At 35.5% G+C, this 19,285-nt stretch carries 16 protein-coding genes and 2 pseudogenes; 12 read left to right on the forward strand and 6 right to left on the reverse strand.

Going from position 1 to position 19,285, the window contains the following annotated elements:
• Positions 1 to 21: 21 nt before the first annotated feature.
• The 6 genes from Q73A0000_RS00245 (at position 22) to Q73A0000_RS00270 (ending at position 5,791) form a co-directional block, all read left to right on the forward strand.
• Positions 22 to 1,851 (forward strand): peptidylprolyl isomerase, encoded by a 1,830-nt coding sequence (locus Q73A0000_RS00245; RefSeq protein ID WP_193812097.1) that lies wholly within the window; start codon positions 22 to 24, stop codon positions 1,849 to 1,851.
• A gap of 65 nt (positions 1,852 to 1,916) precedes the next feature.
• The gene (locus Q73A0000_RS00250) at positions 1,917 to 3,287 is read left to right on the forward strand and encodes a peptidylprolyl isomerase (protein ID WP_193812098.1); all 1,371 of its coding nucleotides are present in this window, start codon (positions 1,917 to 1,919) and stop codon (positions 3,285 to 3,287) included.
• Between the two features lie 426 nt (positions 3,288 to 3,713).
• Complete coding sequence (locus Q73A0000_RS00255; RefSeq protein WP_193812099.1) at positions 3,714 to 4,121, forward strand: hypothetical protein; 408 nt, start codon at positions 3,714 to 3,716, stop codon at positions 4,119 to 4,121.
• Between the two features lie 212 nt (positions 4,122 to 4,333).
• Positions 4,334 to 4,957 carry a class I SAM-dependent methyltransferase gene (locus tag Q73A0000_RS00260; protein WP_193812100.1) on the forward strand — a complete coding sequence of 208 codons (624 nt, stop codon included), beginning with the start codon at positions 4,334 to 4,336 and terminating at the stop codon, positions 4,955 to 4,957.
• Between the two features lie 111 nt (positions 4,958 to 5,068).
• Positions 5,069 to 5,326 (forward strand): FUSC family protein, encoded by a 258-nt coding sequence (locus Q73A0000_RS00265; RefSeq protein WP_193812101.1) that lies wholly within the window; start codon positions 5,069 to 5,071, stop codon positions 5,324 to 5,326.
• A gap of 126 nt (positions 5,327 to 5,452) precedes the next feature.
• The gene (locus Q73A0000_RS00270) at positions 5,453 to 5,791 is read left to right on the forward strand and encodes a cupin domain-containing protein (protein WP_193812102.1); all 339 of its coding nucleotides are present in this window, start codon (positions 5,453 to 5,455) and stop codon (positions 5,789 to 5,791) included.
• Positions 5,792 to 5,929: 138 nt separating this feature from the next.
• On the opposite strand, the gene Q73A0000_RS00275 is transcribed toward Q73A0000_RS00270, so the two are convergent.
• Together Q73A0000_RS00275 and Q73A0000_RS00280 are read right to left on the reverse strand one after the other, a co-directional pair.
• The gene (locus Q73A0000_RS00275; protein ID WP_193812103.1) at positions 5,930 to 7,228 is read right to left on the reverse strand and encodes a DEAD/DEAH box helicase; all 1,299 of its coding nucleotides are present in this window, start codon (positions 7,226 to 7,228) and stop codon (positions 5,930 to 5,932) included.
• Positions 7,229 to 7,359: 131 nt separating this feature from the next.
• A complete protein-coding gene (locus tag Q73A0000_RS00280; RefSeq protein WP_193812104.1) occupies positions 7,360 to 8,049 on the reverse strand; it encodes a hypothetical protein in 690 nt (229 codons plus the stop codon).
• Between the two features lie 384 nt (positions 8,050 to 8,433).
• Here Q73A0000_RS00280 and Q73A0000_RS00285 point away from each other — a divergent pair.
• The 5 genes and pseudogenes from Q73A0000_RS00285 (at position 8,434) to Q73A0000_RS00305 (ending at position 14,045) form a co-directional block, all read left to right on the forward strand.
• Positions 8,434 to 9,413, forward strand: a pseudogene (locus tag Q73A0000_RS00285) (IS30 family transposase).
• A gap of 74 nt (positions 9,414 to 9,487) precedes the next feature.
• Entirely contained in the window at positions 9,488 to 9,829 is a 342-nt protein-coding gene (locus Q73A0000_RS00290; protein ID WP_193812105.1) for a hypothetical protein, read from the forward strand.
• A 320-nt stretch (positions 9,830 to 10,149) separates the two neighbouring features.
• Positions 10,150 to 11,094, forward strand: a complete 945-nt coding sequence (locus tag Q73A0000_RS00295) for an NAD(P)H-dependent flavin oxidoreductase (protein WP_193813613.1) — start codon at positions 10,150 to 10,152, stop codon at positions 11,092 to 11,094.
• Between the two features lie 326 nt (positions 11,095 to 11,420).
• Positions 11,421 to 12,797 (forward strand): DUF1800 family protein, encoded by a 1,377-nt coding sequence (locus tag Q73A0000_RS00300; protein ID WP_193812106.1) that lies wholly within the window; start codon positions 11,421 to 11,423, stop codon positions 12,795 to 12,797.
• A 60-nt stretch (positions 12,798 to 12,857) separates the two neighbouring features.
• Positions 12,858 to 14,045, forward strand: coding sequence for a DUF1501 domain-containing protein (locus Q73A0000_RS00305; protein WP_193812107.1), 1,188 nt, complete (start codon positions 12,858 to 12,860; stop codon positions 14,043 to 14,045).
• 39 nt (positions 14,046 to 14,084) lie between these two features.
• Here Q73A0000_RS00305 and Q73A0000_RS17060 read toward each other — a convergent pair whose 3' ends face one another.
• On the reverse strand, positions 14,085 to 14,210 hold the full coding sequence (locus Q73A0000_RS17060) for a hypothetical protein (protein WP_262892924.1): 126 nt from the start codon (positions 14,208 to 14,210) through the stop codon (positions 14,085 to 14,087).
• A 72-nt stretch (positions 14,211 to 14,282) separates the two neighbouring features.
• Positions 14,283 to 14,615, reverse strand: a complete 333-nt coding sequence (locus Q73A0000_RS00310; RefSeq protein WP_193812108.1) for a HopJ type III effector protein — start codon at positions 14,613 to 14,615, stop codon at positions 14,283 to 14,285.
• A gap of 583 nt (positions 14,616 to 15,198) precedes the next feature.
• Between Q73A0000_RS00310 and Q73A0000_RS00315 the strand changes: the two genes are divergently transcribed.
• Complete coding sequence (locus tag Q73A0000_RS00315) at positions 15,199 to 16,578, forward strand: tyrosine phenol-lyase (protein WP_193812109.1); 1,380 nt, start codon at positions 15,199 to 15,201, stop codon at positions 16,576 to 16,578.
• A gap of 37 nt (positions 16,579 to 16,615) precedes the next feature.
• Here the strand turns inward: Q73A0000_RS00315 and Q73A0000_RS00320 are convergent.
• Positions 16,616 to 16,780, reverse strand: a pseudogene (locus Q73A0000_RS00320) (acyl-CoA dehydrogenase); the annotation flags it as partial.
• 48 nt (positions 16,781 to 16,828) lie between these two features.
• Positions 16,829 to 19,063: a polyribonucleotide nucleotidyltransferase gene (locus tag Q73A0000_RS00325; protein ID WP_193812110.1), complete on the reverse strand. Its 2,235-nt coding sequence runs from the start codon at positions 19,061 to 19,063 to the stop codon at positions 16,829 to 16,831.
• Positions 19,064 to 19,285: the final 222 nt, after the last annotated feature.

A 19,285-nucleotide genomic window follows, 5' to 3' on the forward strand; every position in this document is an offset into this window, starting at 1 on the left:
AAAAAAAAGACAGATAAAAATATGAGAAAAATATTCGGTGTATTGATGATGATGGTTTTAGGCGGTGGGATTTCTGCACAATATATGATTGTGGGCAAAGACAGTATTTCGCTGGCTCAATTTAAAAAAGAAAACTTATACGGTTTAGAAAATACCGGTGTTCAAAATACGATTAATACGATACAGAATTTCTATTTGTTTCAGCAATTTGCGGCAGAGAAAAAAGCAGATACTTTATCTTATTTCCGCGATAGAATGTCGGAAAAAGAAGTAGAGTTGAGAGGCAAATACTTTTTTCCACCACAGGTGATTGATCCAGTTTTAAATGATTTTGTTAAAGACAATCAGACAGAAAAAGAAGTTCAGGTTTTTATCTTAGAAAAAACCGCTGGCGATACGACTAATTATCAGCAGGTTTATAACGATGTAAAATCGGGTAAACTAACGATGGAAGATGCGATCACGAAATACACGAAAGCCAATCCAAAAGCAATTTACATTAAGCCGGGAAGTCTGGATAATCAAATGTATGCAGAGATTAAAACTTTGCCGAATAATACAATGACCAAATTCTTCGACACGCCTTCTTACATCGGTTTTGCTAAAGTGTTGAATTCCAGACCAAGTTTAGGATACATGGTTTTCGGAACGATTTCTTTTCCTAAAGATGACAATTCTGAGACCGTGAAAAATAATATTTACACAGCTTTAAAAGAAGGAAAAACCTTTCAGGAAGTTGCAAAATTATATGGCGCCAACGAACATGAGAAAGATAATGGTGGTGTAATCATGGGTTCGCCAACTTTACCGGATGATGTTTACGAATTGTTCAAAGGTAAAAAAGCGGGATATTACACGCCGGAACCTTTGTTATTTGGAGATAACTATTTTGTTTTCAATATTTACAATGTTGAACCGTATGTTTTAAATGACAAGAACAGAGCATTCTTTTTGAGAGAAATGAACAACACGCTTTATTCTGAAATTTTACAGGATAAAATGACGGCTTATTTAAAAACAGATCCTTCTTATAAAGAGTTTCCAGCTTTTCAACTGATCAAAAAATCTTATAAAAATTTAGTTGCTGCGAAAGACAGCGAAGTTCTTTTTCAATATAAAAATGAAAAAGTAACTGCTGGATATATTAAGGAAATGATTGGCGATAAAAAAGAAGATGCTGCGAAATTATCACCGGCAATATGGGCTGAAGCTTTGGATAATATCAATTCCCAAGATGTTTTGAAAATTTACAGTCAAAACTTTACCAATATTAAAAATGTAAAAGAGGAGTTAGAGGCGAATAAAAAATCACTTTATTCTGATTATATTTTCTCTAAATATTTGACCGAAGAAATTACAAAACACCCAGAATGGTTAACTGAATATTACAATCAGAATAAATCAAAATACATTTGGGACGAAAGAGCAGAAGGAAGAGTTGCCATTTTCGATGATCCAAAACTGACAAAAGAAATTTCTAAAGGAATAAAAGATGCTAAAGGTTGGGATGGTCTAAAAGCTAAATTCGCTGGAAAGCTGAATGACAAAAAACAAGTCTTGGTCAATTTTGAAAAAGGAGAAATGTCGAAAGAAGCAGAAGTCTTCACCAAATACAAAGTTCCGTTTAAAAAAGGAGTTCATGAAACTAAAATGGGCGATAAAACTTTGGTGATTGCAATTGATAAAATCCTTGCCCCTTCCCAGATGACTCAGGAAGAAGCGAGCGAAGAATTGAAAGATGCAGTTAATGAGAAAAAACTGAATGAGATCATCGCGGAACAAAAAGCCAAAACTACAATTGTGGTTCAACCTGAATTCCTAAAGGATTTAGAAAAGAATTTTAAGAAATAATTATAATAAAACATGCATGTTATATCGTTTAGAATGATAATTTTGCAAATCGATAAAAAATAGATATGAACAAGAATGTAAAATTCAGCCTGCTCTTTAGCTTAATGCTCGTGTTTTTCGGAACGTTGAGCAAAGCACAATCGCAATTAAAAAAGGGAGATTTGGTTGATGGGATTGCAGTAGTCGTAGGTGATGAAATTATTTTAGAATCAGATATAGAAGATCAGGCCAACTTTGCAAAACAGCAGGGAGCTAATGTTGCAGACAAATGTGAATTTGTAGAAAGCATCATTAACAATAAGCTTTTGATCTATGAAGCCAAAAGAGATACCTTGATTGAAAATAGATCTGCGGCAATTAAAGACAATGCTAATCAAAAATACACTCAGATTTTAGGACAGTTTCCGGATGAGAAAACAATGCTTTCTACCTATAAATTCCGTACGTCTTATGAGATGAAAAATGCCATCGAAAAGATTGATAGTGACAACTATTACGGACAGGCAAAATATGGTAGAATTACAGAAAAAGCTGACGTTACTCCAAACGAAGTAACCGATTTCTTTACCACTTTCCAATACCAACTTCCAGAAGTGAAAGACGAAGTGTCACTTTCTCAGATCGTAATGTATCCGAAATTGACCGATGCTCACAAAGACGAAATCATTGCGAGACTCAATAAAATAAAAGCAGATATTCAAGGTGGCGAATCATTTGAAAGCCAGGCAAGAATTTATTCAGACGATCCAGGATCCGCAGCAAAAGGAGGCTTGTATACCAACATTGGCAAAGGGAAAATGGTAAAACCGTTCGAAGCAGCAGCATTAAATTTACAGGAAGGAGAAATCTCTGATCCAGTAGAATCAGACTTCGGTTACCACTTAATTCAGTTGGTGAAGAAAAGCGGAAAACAGTATGATGCACGTCATATCCTGTTAAAAGCAGAACCAAATGCAGAAGAAATTGATGCAGCCAAAAAAGAATTAGACAGCATCAGAACTTTAATTATCGATGGTAAAATGAGTTTCAAAGATGCAGCATACCGATTTTCAGATGACAAGCAAACCAAGTTCAACGCGGGAATTGTAACTTCTCAGGAAGACGGTTCAGATAAAATCGAAAAACTAAATCTTCCGCCAACAATCTCTTACCAGATTGCAGGGCTTAATAAAGGCGATATCACCGATGTTTTTCAAGATGTGGCACAACAGGACAGAAAAACTGTAGCCATCGTTAAAGTAGATGATGTGATCGCAGCTCACAAACTCGATATATCTACCGATTACAACAGAATTAAGCAAATGGCGCTGAACAAAAAGAAAAACGAAATGGTCGAGAAATGGGTAAAAGAAAAATTACCGAATATATTTATCTCCATCAACGATCGATATAAAGACTGTACTTTCAAAACCGACTGGCGTAAGAAAGTTGACTAATAAGAAACTAAATCTCTGCACTCGCAGAGATTTTTTTTTGCTCCATAATTGAAGTAGAAAAGTAATCATAATAGGGAGCAACAAGATTTTTCGCTTCTTAGAAATCTCGGTCCCGCTCTTCGTTACAATTCCTCATTTCGGCACTCTCCGCCTCGGCGGATCGCGCCTCATTCCGGGATTTCCACTGCGATCGGGGCTAGAAGTTCGGGCGGTTTTTTTTTCAATTAGATTTCCCTCGCAAGCGGTTACGCATTTTGAACCATTCAATCATCAAAATTAGATAGCAGTTATCTAAACACTTTTTTAAAACTTCAGAGATTTTGAATTAATGCAATTGTAATCACGATTAACGTTTTAATTATTTTTGGTGATTTTTGAAACTTGCGTATATTTGAGAGTTACCACCAATGGTAAGACGACACACAAATGACCAATAATATTGACATAGAATCCAAAGTTATTGACCGTTTTGTTATCAAGACAAAACGGGAAAGATATTTGACTTTCATTAAAAGCGAAAAAACAAGACCGAAATTCATAAACGTTTTATCTCAAATTAATTTCTTACGCGAAGACCTGTTTGAAAAAGTTGAAGGAAACGAATATGAATTTATTAAAGATCGAATTAAACTGTTAAGAAACTTGAAAGACTGCTATGTAATTTCGGAAAATCAGCGCATTGACAAAAAACGACTTGACATTGATACTGCACTAACAGAGACAATTGGAGCAGACCAGGGAACATTATTAGTTTTTGGAGACGCTGAAATTTTATATTCAGAAGCAGAGGGATTTAATAATAGATGGATTAGCAAGCCAATGCAATTTAAATAGTCGGACAAATGACAGACAGGCTAAAAATGAGATAGAAACCACTGGTGCTAAAACGGTATTTCTATTAGCGGGGCGGAAGTTCCTATAATAAAGATTTTCGGTAATTGTTCAATTTGTTATATTTACAAAGACTTGTTATAAAAACCCCCGCCAACAGAAATACCCAACCGTTAGAAGAAAGCTTCCCCAAAAATCAGAAAAAAATAAAGTAAATGAACACAGAAGAAGCGTATAAACATTGGTCAAAAATATATGATTCAAATGAAAATAAAACCAGAGATTTAGAAGCAAAATCTTTAAGAGAAACCCTAAATAATGGTGTTTTTGAAAACTGTTTGGAGATTGGTTGTGGAACCGGTAAAAATACAGAATGGCTAAAAAACAAATGCGAAAAAATCTTAGCGATTGATTTATCACAGCACATGTTGGAAATTGCTGAAAATAAAATCAAAAGTGAGAATGTCAAATTTCTCAAAGTAGATATCAATCACGATTGGAATTTTACAAACGATGTTTATGATCTAGTTGTTTGTAGTTTGGTCTTGGAACATATTGAAAATATTGACAGAGTTTTTGAGCTGATTGGTAAACATTTAAAAGTGGGTGGAATTCTTTATGTCGGTGAACTTCATCCATTTAAACAATATTCTGGGTCAAAAGCAAGATTTCAAAATAATGACATTGAACAAGTTGTAGAATGTTTTACCCATCATGTTTCTGAATTTACAAGAATTGCTAAAAAATATAATTTTAAAATCGAAGATATAAATGAATATTTTGATGATGAAAACGAAAAATTGATACCAAGAATATTAACTTTTAAATTCATTAAATAGTAGGCCTTCGTTTGAAATAGATTTTGTAATATGGCGTGCTTAGTACTAAATTCTAGTTCAGCTTCTAACCATTATAAAAAATCACTCCACCCCAATAAATAAAAAAACTAAATGATTCAAAAAGACTTATCAGAATTAACAGATGAAGAACTTCTCATGGAAGGAAAAAAAATAAAATCAACCAACATCGTTAATGCCGTCTTATTCGGTGTAATGATCGGAGTTGCAACTTACAGCACCATCAGAAACGGCTTCGGAATTCTTACCTTCTTTCCCTTACTTTTTATCCAAATGCTCATTAAAAATAGAGCTCGCAAAAAAGCCTTCGAAAATCAGTTAAAAGAAAGAAACTTAACGATAGGAAAGTGATCAAATTCAGGTCATCAAAAATCAAGATTGACTAATTTACGACTGTAATAATTAAAATTCTCACCACAGCAAATCAAAATTATTCGAAAGATTTTGGTAACTTGAATAATTATTAAAAATTATATTATGAAAACAGCCTCTTTAAGAAATGAACTTAATTACAACGAAGATAAAGTTGCCGTTACGGTAATGATGGAAACAGAATCATCAAAAGAAATACGAATTCTCTTTAGAAAAGGTCAAACGATGAAAGAGCACAAAGCTGGTTTCCCGATCACAGTGGAAATTCATGAAGGCGCAATCGAATTTGGCGTGAACGGCGAAAAAATGTCTTTAATAGCAGGCGATTTGATTTCTTTAGAAGCCAATGTGCCGCACGATTTACTCGCACAGGAAGACAGTATTGTCCGACTAACATTATCAAAATTTGACAATGTCGAAAGAGTTAAAAAAGTAGTTGAATAGATTTCATACTTTCAACTTTATACAAATTTTACCAGAAAAAATCTGTATAGAGTTGACATAAAAATAAAGCGGTCTAAATTTGAACATTTGTATTCAACCTTAGACCGCTTCTTTATTTATGATTGTAACTTTAAAAAGTTATTTATTATTCTCCGCCAAATAATTTGAAAGAACTTTATCCACCAATTCCTCTTTTGTCAAATGGTGAAAAATCGTTTTCACTTGCTGTCTTACCTCTTCAGGGATTTCACGGTTTGGTTTTGTTTTGAACACTTTTTTAGCCCAAACCAAAGTATTATTCCATTCGATGTCCTCAGCGTTTGCTTTTTTAACAGGATGAAATTTAATTCCTAATTCCTGTTCAAATTCAGCAATTTCTTTCACTTCCTCTTCCTGAATAATCGTCATCGAAAGTCCTTTCGAACCAGCTCTTCCCGTTCTACCACTACGGTGAACATAAGCTTCATGCGTGTCAGGCAAATGATAATTTACAACGTACGCTAATTCTTTCACATCAATTCCTCTCGCCACCAAATCGGTCGCCACCAAAATATCAATATATCCTTCACGAAACTGATCCATAATACGGTCACGAATTCCCTGCGTTAAACTTCCGTGCAACGCTCCTGAGGAGATTTTACGAATCGCTAAATTTTTCGCTAATTTATTAACCGCCGCTTTGGTTTTACAGAAGATAATACCTCTTCCGCCTTCCTGCGAATTTAAAAAGTGTAAAAGCACATCTAATTTCTCAATCGGATCTACCACGATATATTGATGATCAATACCTTCATGCCCAATCGTTGCCATATCAGAATTAATGGAAACCGCATTCTTCGACATGTAATTATGAACGATATCTTTCAATTCTCCCGGCATAGTCGCACTAAATAAATAAGTACGTCGATTTTTAGGAACCACTTTCAAGATTGACATTAAATCTTCCTTCAATGCTTGAAACATTTCGTCAGCTTCATCTAAAACCAAGTTTTTCAACGATTTAATATCAAAAGCACCTTTCTCCAATAAATCTAAAAACCGACCCGGCGTTGCCACAATAATTTGAGGAGCCGATTTCAACTCTTCAACTTGCGATTTCACCGTATTTCCTCCGGTAAGTAAAACAAGGGAAACCTCAGGGATATATTTCGCTAAATCCTTTAGATTGCTATGAATCTGTTGAGCCAGCTCTCTTGTCGGCGCTAAAATTAAGGTCTGTACACTTTTATCTTCAACATCTACCAACTGTAAAAGAGGCAATCCGAACGCTGCAGTTTTTCCCGTTCCAGTTTTGGCAAGAGCCACCAAATCTTCAGTTTGATCCAGAATGACCGGAATCACCTGTTCCTGAATATCAGTCGCCACCGTAATTTCTAAATCGGTTAAAGCGCTTTGAAGTTTTTTAATAATTCCTAAATCGGATATGAGTCTGGACATGCTAATTTTTTTGCAAAGATACTGTTTTCATCAATTGTTTGATCGGGTGATATAATTACCGATTTTATTAATTTAAGTAAAAAATATGTTTTGAATTTTATGAAACCAGACCAACCATCATGCGTCTTTTTTTATTCCGACTTCCAAAGTAATTTTCGAGCAGTTCCATATTTCCCCAATTGATAAACGGCAACTGCGGGAGCTTTAAATTTCATTTCACGAAACTCATTTTTTTCCAAATAATGGAGGACCGATGTTTCTGAAACTCCTAAACTAATGTGTGGATTGTAATTTTCATAACTGTAATTACTCACAAATTTGGGAATATAATCGATGGTGAACTGATCGATTGGAGAACCATCTTTAGTAGGTATAAAAGCATTCTGGGAACCGCCGGTCGTAATGTAAGGTTGTACAAGCGCAATTGCCCTTTCGTGAATGGCCAGTAGCGCACTGCTTTTCTCAATGCCTATCGAAGCGAAACTTTGAGGTTGATCTTTTTTATACTGAAGTTCATTTGCCCAAAGACTTTCATTTTCAATCATGTTATAAAGTCCGTTCAGTGCCATCGTTATTTTTGGAAGATCGCTTTGGCGAACGTAACACTGCAAAAGTGTAATGTGTGGAACATGGTCTTTGTCCAGGGTGAAATTATCAGGATTATTTTTCAAAATTGCGGTATTAAGAAGGATGGCTTCCTCAGAAAGATTTTGTGGAAGAAGAAGTAAAACATCAATTGCGATTGTTCTGTCCCGCTTAGCAACACATGAACTCATCATAAAAATGGCGAAAAAACTGACGAAATGGAATATATTTTTCATGGTGGGGAAGGCCTTTTTACTTCAATTTTTTCACACTACGTTATTGATAAAAAATTAGAAATATCCGGGAGGTTAAGATTTTATTTTAACAAAGTTAATCCAAAATATTCATTGGTAAAATTCAACCTTTTAGATGTCATTACAGTTTATATAATCCTGCTCCTACACTAATTTTCCGTGAGGTTTTATATTCTACTCTTGAAGGTTTGTAACTTCCAAGTACTTTATTTCCATCAATAATTTTTTTATTCCTTACATTCAATTAATAAATGCAACGGTTAATAAAAGACTGCTGGGATAGCTTCTGTTCCTAGGAACAGAAGCTATCCCAGCAGTCGGCGAAAAATTTCATCTTATCTTTGGGTTGCAAAACTCTAAAAACAGATGGCTCATTTAACGTTGGAACAAAGATACCAAATAGAAACTTATAGAAGTACTGGAATCAGCATTTCTGAAATAGCCAACTTTGTAGGCAAAGACAAAAGTGTAATTTCCAGAGAAATCAAGCGAAATGCGGATCAAAGAAGTGGGACATACAAAGCAAAATTAGCCGATAAAAAGGCTCAAAATAGGCATCAAATAAAAAGGAAAAAATGCTCATTAACAGCAGAGATAGAAGTGAATATTTTGTGTTATTTGATTAAGGATTATAGCCCAGAACAGATCGTGGGTAGATCTAAAGTTGATAAGGTAAGTATGGTATCTGGTGAAAGAATTTACCAATACATTTGGGAAGATAAACGCAGAGGAGGTAAATTGTATCGGCATCTTCGAACCCAGGGAAAGAAGTATAAAAAAAGAGGTCATTTAAAAGACAAAAGAGGTCTTATTGTTGGTAGAGTGGACATTAGTCAGCGCCCTTCAATAGTTGAAAAGAAGAATAGATTAGGAGATTTAGAAATAGATTTGGTCATAGGAAAGATCACAAAGGAGCCTTACTAACTATTAATGACAGAGCCTCTGGTGTACTATTTATGGGAAAAGTAGGTAGTAAAGAAGCTGCTGAAATTGAGAAGAAAACCATCGAGTTATTACAAGATTGGAAACCTCTGATCAAAACTATAACCTCTGACAATGGAAAAGAATTTGCAAATCATCAAGCGATAGCAGAAGCACTCAATATAAGCTACTATTTTGCCAAACCATACCACAGTTGGGAAAGAGGAGCGAATGAAAATTTGAATGGATTAATAAGACAATATTTTCCTAAAAAGCATAACTTTGAAAATATCACAAAAGAACAAATACAAGATGTAACTTATATTTTAAACAATAGACCTAGGAAAAGATTTGGGTACAAAACGCCCAATGAAATATTTGCCGAACAACTAAATAATTTTGATCATGTTGCATTTATTACTTGAATCCACCTTCTAATATTTGCCGTTTATTCGCAAATCAGCAAAACATAATTAATCGAACCGAAACTCCCAAAACTATGGAACAACTAAACACCCTCGAATCAACCCTTCTCAATAATTTAACCGAAAAATATCCCTCTTTAAAATCTCATATTCCTTATCTGAAAGTCAAAGATCGGGAAATCACAAAAGTCGGAATGACTGTAAATTTTGAATACACCAATGCTGAAGATGAACTTACTTTCGAAGATATAAATGCCTTATTTAGCGGTGGAGAAAATATAGAAGTCAAAGGCTTAAAAGAAGGGTTAAGCTATGTAATTGACGTTACCGACGGTCAAATTTTATACATCGAATTCACAACCTACGGCGAAAACTGGAATGGCAAATTCGGTGATTATAAAATTATTACAGAATAAGAATTGGTCTACAACCTTTTTTTTACCGCAAAAGATTAACAAAAGCTTTGACCTACTGAGTTATCCAAAAGTATGTAAAAGACACATTTTATTAAGTCTGTACTTTTTGCATTCTTTTGATATACTTTTTCTTCATTTATCTTTTGCCTCTTTTGCGGTTAAAAATTAAATATTTGCACTTTCAGATCATTATAAAACTTCTAAGTATTTTCTTCTATCCTAAATTTTCCACTCCAACATTTTTTCCTCTTCACTGATTTAATTAAATTTACGCCATGAGTAGTTTTTTAGATTTTGGCGTGGCCAAAAAAATGAAAGAAATGAGTGAAAAAGAAAATAAAGTCACCACTTTATTTAAAATAAAATATCCCATTATTCAGGGTGGAATGATTTGGCATTCCGGTTGGCGGTTGGCTTCTGCGGTTTCTAATAACGGCGGTTTAGGCTTAATTGGAGCCGGAAGTATGTATCCCGATATTTTGCGCGAAAACATCCAAAAATGCAAAGCAGCAACTAACAAACCTTTTGGCGTCAATGTTCCGATGCTTTATCCAAATTTAGAAGAAGTTATTCAAATCATATTAGAAGAAGGCGTAAAGATTATTTTCACTTCCGCCGGAAATCCGAAAACCTATACAGAAACCCTCAAGAAAGAAGGATTAAAAGTCGCTCACGTGGTTTCCTCGACCAAGTTTGCCATGAAGTGTGAGGACGCTGGAGTCGACGCAATTGTCGCGGAAGGTTTCGAAGCCGGCGGACATAATGGACGTGATGAAACAACGACATTCTGTTTGATTCCAAATGTAAAACAACATATCTCAAAACCTTTGATTGCCGCTGGTGGAATCGCTTTAGGTTCTCAAATGAAAGCAGCCATGATTCTCGGCGCAGATGGTGTTCAAATCGGTTCCCGTTTCGCCGCCACGGTGGAAGCGAGTTCTCACGATAATTTTAAAAATAAAGTCATTTCGCTGGATGAAGGCGATACGCATTTAACCTTAAAAGAATTAGCACCTGTTCGTTTGGTGAAAAATAAATTCTTCCATGATTTGGAAAAACTCTACGATCAAGGCAGAAATGCCGAAGTCTTAAGGGAAACCCTTGGAAGAGCCAGAGCCAAACGCGGGATGTTCGAAGGCGACTTGGAAGAAGGCGAATTGGAAATTGGACAAGTCTCCGCTTTAATTCACGAAATCTTACCCGTCGAAAAAGTCTTTGAAAATCTGCTGAAAGAATATCAGGCTGCAAATGCAGTTGACCTTTAGTATTGATACAAGTTCTACAAACACATTAAGTTTTTTTGCCACGAATTCACGAATATCTTTTGGAAACAAAACGTTTTGGTTATTTTACTTAAATAACTTTTAAAGTTTTTAAATCGCTATTTTCCCAAATGATTTTAGAATTAAAATTCGTGCATTCGTGGCATTAATTCTCACTCTTAATTTGCGTTTCCTAACAACAGCCTTTATTCAGCCAAGCAAAAAAAATCTGCATAATCTCCAAAATCTGCGAGATTAAAAATTAGTATAAATTTCATCCTCGATTTTAACCTATTTTCATTCTTTACATCAAAGATGAAATAGTGTCTATGAATATTTCCCAGCTTCAAAAAAATCAACATCTGCTTTTGCGTGCCGGTTTCGGATCCAATCTTTCTCAAATTGAAAAATTAGAAAGCTTAACGGTTACCGGAATTTGGAAAAATTTATCTGCAAATTATTCTTTTAAACCACTCGAATTAAAAGCGTTACCGGAGAATCTGGATTATCAGAAATTGGCGAAATTGGATGCTGATTCCAAGAAAGCAATCCTTCAGAAGAACCGAAAACAAAATCAGGAAATCAATCTGAAATTTCTCAAGGAGATGGTTCATTCCGAAGATCAACTGCGGGAGAAAATGGCCTTTTTCTGGCACGGACATTTTGCCACCAGAACGCAAAACTCTCAATTCAATCTCCAACTTTTAAATACGATTCGCCAAAAAGCACTTGGGAATTTTGGAGATCTATTAACATCAGTTTCTCAAAGTCCCGCGATGTTGCAATTCTTAAATAATCAACAAAATAAAAAAGGTCATCCCAACGAAAACTTCGCCAGGGAAGTGATGGAACTTTTTACTCTCGGTCGTGGAAATTATACAGAAAAAGATGTTCAAGAAGGAGCGCGCGCATTTACCGGATGGAGTTTTCAACCTGACGGCACGTTTTCCGAAAAACCAAAAACGCATGATTCAGGAACCAAAACTTTTCTGGGGAAAACCGGTAATTTTGATGGAAACGATGCTTTGCAAATTATTCTGGATCAAAAGGCAACTTCAAAATTTATTGTGACAAAAATTTATAAATTTTTTGTTAATGAAAAACCCAATCCCAGTATTATCAACCATTTGAGTGATCGGTTTTACGCTTCCAAATACGATATCAAAGATCTAATGACCGAGATTTTCACGGCAAAATGGTTTTACAATGAAGAAAATATTGGCACCAAGATAAAATCTCCGATTGAATTAATGGCTGGAATCATGCGAACGCTTCCCATGAAAATCGAAAAGCCGGAAAATTTAATTGTTTATCAAAAATTGCTCGGACAGATGCTGCTTTATCCACCCAACGTTGCAGGCTGGCCTTCCGGAAAATCCTGGATCGACAGTTCTACTTTGATGTTGCGTTTGCAGCTTCCTCAGATTTGGTCTGGTTTACGACCGCTGGAGTTTGCTCCAAAATCAGATGACGACGTAGAAATGGGAATGAAGAATGCACAGAGTAATTTTAAAAATTTCAAAAATGCCAATATTGTGATCGACTGGGATTCTGTCGAAAGCGTTTATAAAAATAAAAAGGTGAGCGATTATCTGCTTCAAAATAAATCTTCTTTAAGTGAGAAAACGGTTCAGGAATTTTCTAATGCTTCGGTGAAACAAAGAATCATCAATACGATGTCAACTCCCGAATTTCAACTTTGTTAAATTACTCATTACTCATTACTCATTACTCATTATTGATTACTCATTGCTAATTTTAAAAATATGCTACTAAAAAGACGAGACTTCCTAAAAATATCTTCCCTGGCAACTGCTTCTCTAATGGTGCCGAATTTTCTTAAATCAATGACTTTTCCGGAAGCTTTGGATAAGGAAAACCGAATTCTGGTTGTACTTCAACTGAGTGGTGGAAACGACGGATTGAATACCATCATTCCTACAAAAAATGATATTTATTTTCGGGAAAGAGAAATGATTGCGATTAAAGATTCTCTGCGATTAACTGATGAAGCGGGAATTAATCCAAGTCTCAGTTATTTTAAAGAACTCTTTGATAGTGGTGAATTGGCCGTTTTAAATAACGTAGGTTATCCCAATCCCGACAAATCTCATTTCCGAAGTATGGATATCTGGCATTCCGCGAGTAAAAGTGATGAGTTTTTAGAAACCGGTTGGGTCGGAAGATATTTGGATGAAGCCTGTTACAATTGCGAACATCCAACGCAGGCTTTAGAGATTGATGATATGTTGAGTCTGGCGCTGAAAGGGAAAGAGAAGAAAGCCTTTGCGTTTAAAGATCCGAAAAGGTTATACGAAACTTCACAGGAGAAATATTTCAAATCACTTTATGATACGCATGATCATCATGATGAAACGGTAGAGTATTTATATCAAACGATGGGTTCAACCATTAACAATGCAGGATATATTTTCGATAAAAGCAATGCGAAAGCAACTACAGCAAGCTATCCTAATTCTGCTTTAGGGAAAGATTTTAAAAATATTGCCTCGCTCATTAATTCAGATATTAATACGAAAGTCTACTATCTTTCCGTCGGAAGTTTTGATACGCACGTGAATCAAAATCAACGACAATCTCAGCTTTTCTCTGAGATTAATGAAGCGGTGAAAGCGTTTGTTAAAGATTTAAAATCGAACGGTAAATTTAATGAGGTGTTGTTAATGACCTTCTCTGAATTCGGTCGGCGCGTTTCTCAAAATGCGAGCAAGGGAACAGATCATGGAACTGCGAATCAAATGTTTTTTGTTTCCGGCGGTTTAAAGAAGAAAGGAATTCTCAATCAATTACCAGATTTAGAAAAATTGAATGACGGCGATTTAATTTATACCGAAGATTTTCGTAAAGTTTATGCAACGGTTTTAAAAAATTGGCTCGGTGCCGATTCCAATAAAATTCTGGGATGGAAAAATGGTATTTACGATTTTGTTTAAAATAAAAAATCTCACTTCGAAGTGAGATTTTTTTGCTAATTAATTTTTAGCGAGACCGTTTTCCTGTTGCTTTTTTGCATGTCTGGTTTCATATTTTTTCATGACATAACCGATTACGATTGGTGCCGTCCACATCAGGATTTTTCTTAAAAGTGCTGGATTCATAATAGTAATTTTTAATTGGTACAGATATTTGCAATTACTTTGCCAAAACTTTCTAAGAAAGATTTGTTCTATTTATTTCTGCTTCAAAGCTTCACCTTCAAAAGAAATCCCATCCCAACCGAACTCCATAAAGTTTCGGATATTTTGATGGTCGCTTCCTTCAGGGTTTTTCAAAACATCGTTTCGATAAAAATCTCCGAAAAGGGATAAGGTTTCTTCTTTTGATAAATCATTCAATTTTGCAAAACTGAAAACTTTGCAGGAACCATTATTCTGATCGGCTTCGTTGATTGTATTTCCATTTTTAAATTGCGTTGGAGTAAAGTTGTTATGCTCATCAATAAAGGAAATAACATCGTTGAATTGAATAGTTTCTGGATTTTGCTTTAATTGCGCTATTAACATTTTTTTAATTTTCAATAAAAATAGAAGAAACGGATTGAGAATGCAAGTTTTTAATTTTAAAATAGAAAACTCACCCCTTTTTTGAACTTTTGAATCGCTTATAATGTGTTTAATTTAAAAAGTAAACACATTAGTCACATAAGAAAAGTCCTTCAATTATATAATTGAGATCACATTAGTTAAAAGAACCCTTGATCTTTTGTGAACTTTTATACGCATTATTTTTACTTAAAACTAATGTGACTAATGTGGTAAAAAATATTTAAACAGACTCTAATGGATTATAAGATTCATAATCGTAATTTTTAATTGAAAATATATTGAAATTTGTTGATTTCGTATGATTCAAATCAGATTTTTTGTGCTGATTCATTACCTATATTTGTTCGATAGAATCGCAAAATGGGAATCGCTCAATTAAATTTTCTAAAATTATCCGAACAGTTTTTGGATTTGTTCTCATTGCTTCTGTTTAAAAAATTTCTGCGCAAACCGACGTAACTTCCTTTGTTTTTTTTCAATTAATAGATTGGGTTTTATGTAAATCCAATACAATTTCATGTACAATTATTAAAACAAAATTATGTTACCGAAAAGAGACAGTTGGGCAGAACCCTATAAAATTAAAATGGTGGAACTTTTAAAAATGACCACCGCCGAACAAAGAAAAAAAGCACTTCAAGAAGCTGGATTTAATACTTTCTTATTAAAATCCGAAGATGTTTATATCGATTTACTCACCGACAGCGGAACTAATGCCATGAGCGATATTCAGTGGAGTGGGATGATGCTTGGTGATGAAGCTTACGCCGGAAGTAAAAATTATTACCATTTAGAAGATGCCGTGAAAGATGTTTATGGTTACAAGTATTTAGTTCCAACGCATCAAGGTCGAGGCGCGGAAAATATTCTTTCTCAAATTATGATTAAAGCGGGCGATATCGTTCCCGGAAATATGTATTTCACCACAACCAGATTACATCAGGAGTTGGCAGGAGGCGTTTTTCATGATGTCATTATCGATGAAGCACATGATTCAGAATCTGATTTTCCCTTTAAAGGAAATGTAGATTTAAACAAGGTTGAAAAATTAGTTCAGGAATATGGTGCTGAAAAAATTGCTTATATCTGCGTTGCCGTAACAGTGAATTTAGCCGGCGGACAACCGGTGAGTATGGAAAACCTAAAAGCAGTTCGGAAATATACCGAAGAAAAAGGAATTAAAGTCATGCTCGATATGACCAGAATTGCAGAAAATGCTTATTTCATTCAACAAAAAGAAGAAGGTTTTCGATTAAAAACTATCGCTGAAATTGTAAAGGAAATCTGCAGTTATACCGATGGCGCAACCTTTAGCGGAAAAAAAGATGCATTGGTAAATATCGGTGGATTCCTGGCTTTAAATGATTACGATATTTTTGAAGAAGCCAGAAATATGGTCGTTGTTTATGAAGGTCTTCATACGTACGGCGGTTTAGCAGGTCGTGATATGGAAGCGATGTCGATCGGGATTTATGAAAGTGTGCAGGAAGAACATATGAAAGCCAGAATTGGTCAGGTCTTTTATTTAGGCGATAAAATGAGAGAATTCGGAGTTCCAATTGTGACGCCAATTGGTGGACATGGGATTTTCGTTGATGCCAAACAATTTTTACCTCACGTTTCACAAGATGATTTTCCTGCTCAAACATTAGCCGCAGAAATCTATCTGGATGCCGGAATCAGAACCATGGAAAGAGGAATCGTTTCTGCCGGAAGAAATTCTAAAGGTGAAAATTACCATCCGAAATTGGAGTTGGTTCGTTTTACCATTCCACGCCGGGTTTATACGCAAGCACACATGGATGTGATTGCAGAATCTACCGCACGAGTTTATGAAAGACGAAACCAGATCAAAGGTTTGAAGATGATTTATGAACCGAAATATTTGAGGTTTTTTCAAGCGAGATTTGAAAAACATTAAATAAATGAAAACCACCTTGAGAGAGGTGGTTTTTCTATTAAACAAAAGCACTAAATCCAGTAATACTCCTACCAACAATCAAAGAATTAATCTCCTTTGAGCCTTTATAAGAATAAATCGCTTCGGTATCAACGACAAATCTTGCGACATCGTATTCTATTAAAATTCCGTTTTCGCCTGGAACTAAGCGTGCTCTGGAAACTTCAAAACCATAAAAAAACCACCTCATGTCGAGGTGGTTTCTATTATTTTATCCGTTATTTTCAGGATTATGTCCACCGCCATTTTGCGGTTTGTCTTGTCTATGTTGAGGTCTGTCGCCTTGCGGACGATCATCTCTTGGACGATCATCTCTCGCTGGTCTTTCTTCACGAGCTGGGCGGTCTAAAAGAACTTTTCTTGAAAGTTTCATTTTCTTACGATCATCGTAACCCATGAATTTCACTTCTACCATATCGCCTTCGTTGTAAGGAACTTTGTCCAAACGCGCCCATTCGATTTCTGAAATGTGAAGTAAACCTTCTGTTCCTTTTGCAATCGCTACGAATGCTCCGAAATCCATTACTTTAACAACTTTACCGTTGTAAACACTTCCAACTACAGGAACGAAACAAATCTCGTTAATCGCTGCAATTGTTGCGTTGATATTTTCTCTGCTAACACCAGAAATTTCGATTCTTCCGATTTCGCCAATTTCTTCAATCGCGATAACCGTTTCGAAATCTTTCTGCATTTGCTGAATGATTTTTCCTCCAGGTCCGATGATCGCTCCGATGAAGTCTTTGGAGATTTCCAATACTTCCATTTTCGGTGCGTGTGGTTTCACGTCTGGTCTTGGTGCGTCAAGCGTTTTCAACAATTCATTAAGGATATGCAATCTTCCGTCTTTCGCCTGGATTAATGCTTTTTCCATAATGTCCATTGAAAGTCCTTCCACTTTAATATCCATTTGACAAGCCGTGATTCCGTCTGCAGTTCCTGTTACTTTAAAGTCCATATCACCTAAGTGATCTTCGTCTCCTAAGATATCAGAAAGTACCGTGAATTTACCTGATTTTGGATCAGTTACCAATCCCATTGCAATCCCGGAAACTGGTTTTGAAATTTGAACACCGGCATCCATTAATGCTAAAGTTCCAGCACAAACAGTTGCCATTGAAGACGAACCATTTGATTCTAAAATATCAGAAACGATACGGATGGTGTAAGGGTTTTCTGTAGGGATCATTTTCGCCAAAGCTCTTTGCGCTAAGTTTCCGTGACCAACTTCTCTTCTTGAAGTTCCTCTTAAAGGTCTTGCCTCACCAGTTGAAAACGGTGGGAAGTTATAGTGTAAGAAGAATTTTTGATCGTAGTTGATTGCAACCGTGTCCACCATATTTGCATCTTTTACAGATCCCAAAGTTACTGCAGTCAATGACTGAGTTTCTCCTCTTGTAAAGATTGCAGAACCGTGTGCTCCTGGTAAATAATCAACTTCTGACCAGATTGGACGAATCGTTTCCGGACTTCTTCCATCCAAACGGATTTTATCGTTCAAAATCATTTGACGCATTGCTTCTTTTTCTACATCGTGGAAATAGATTTTTGCGTAAGGTGTTACTGTTACTAATTCTTCCTCAGAATACTGAGTTAAGAAATCAGCTAATACAGCTTGGAAGTTGTCATGTCTTTCTTCTTTAGCAGAAGGAGTTTTAGCAATATCCAATACTTTATCATAAGTTGCTGCCCAAACTTTTTCACGAATTTCTTCGTTGTGATCTTCGTGCGTATATTCTCTTTTTGGAAGAGATTTACCAACTCTCTCAGCTAATCTTTCTTGAGCTGCTACTTGAACTTTAATTTCTTCGTGTGCGAATTTAATGGCTTCGATCATTTCCTGTTCAGAAATTTCTTCCATTTCACCTTCTACCATTACGATAGAGTCTTTCGTTGCACCAACCATAATGTTCAAATCTGCTTTTGCAAGATTTTCCATACTTGGGTTAACAACCAATTTACCGTCGATTCTCGCAACAGTAACTTCAGACATTGGTCCGTTGAAAGGAATATCGGTAATTGCGATTGCAGCAGAAGCGGCTAATCCTGCCAAAGATTCTGGCATACATTCTTTATCATAAGAAATCAGTGAAATCATCACCTGAACTTCTGCATGGAAATCTGATGGGAAAAGTGGACGCAAAACACGGTCAACTAATCTCATTGTTAAAATTTCTTCGTCAGATGGTCTAGCCTCTCTTCTGAAAAAGTTTCCTGGAATTTTTCCTGCTGAATAAAATTTCTCTCTGTAATCTACTGTTAAAGGTAAGAAATCAACACCTGGTTTCGCGTCTTTGCTTGCGACAACTGTTGCAAGAAGCATTGTGCCTCCCATTCTTACTACTACAGCACCATTAGCTTGTTTTGCTAATTTTCCTGTTTCGATGGTAATTTCTCTACCATCACTTAATTGAAATTTTTCAATAATTGCTTGTGGAGCATTCATAAAATTTGTTCGTCTTGGGCACTCCGTATTGAGTGCGGTTTGTATTTAATCTATTTAAATTTTCGAGGGCAAATATACGGAATTTTCCCGAGTGGGAAAGTCTCGTCTGAGCGGAAGTTTCACGGTTAAACTTGAGTGTTTTATGCTTATAATTGCTTGCTTCTGGAACGATGAATTGGGAAAATGATCTATTGAAGCTTTTTATTTCTAGTTTTAATTTCT

The sequence above is a fragment of the Kaistella flava (ex Peng et al. 2021) genome, assembly GCF_015191005.1.
Lineage (GTDB): Bacteria > Bacteroidota > Bacteroidia > Flavobacteriales > Weeksellaceae > Kaistella > Kaistella flava.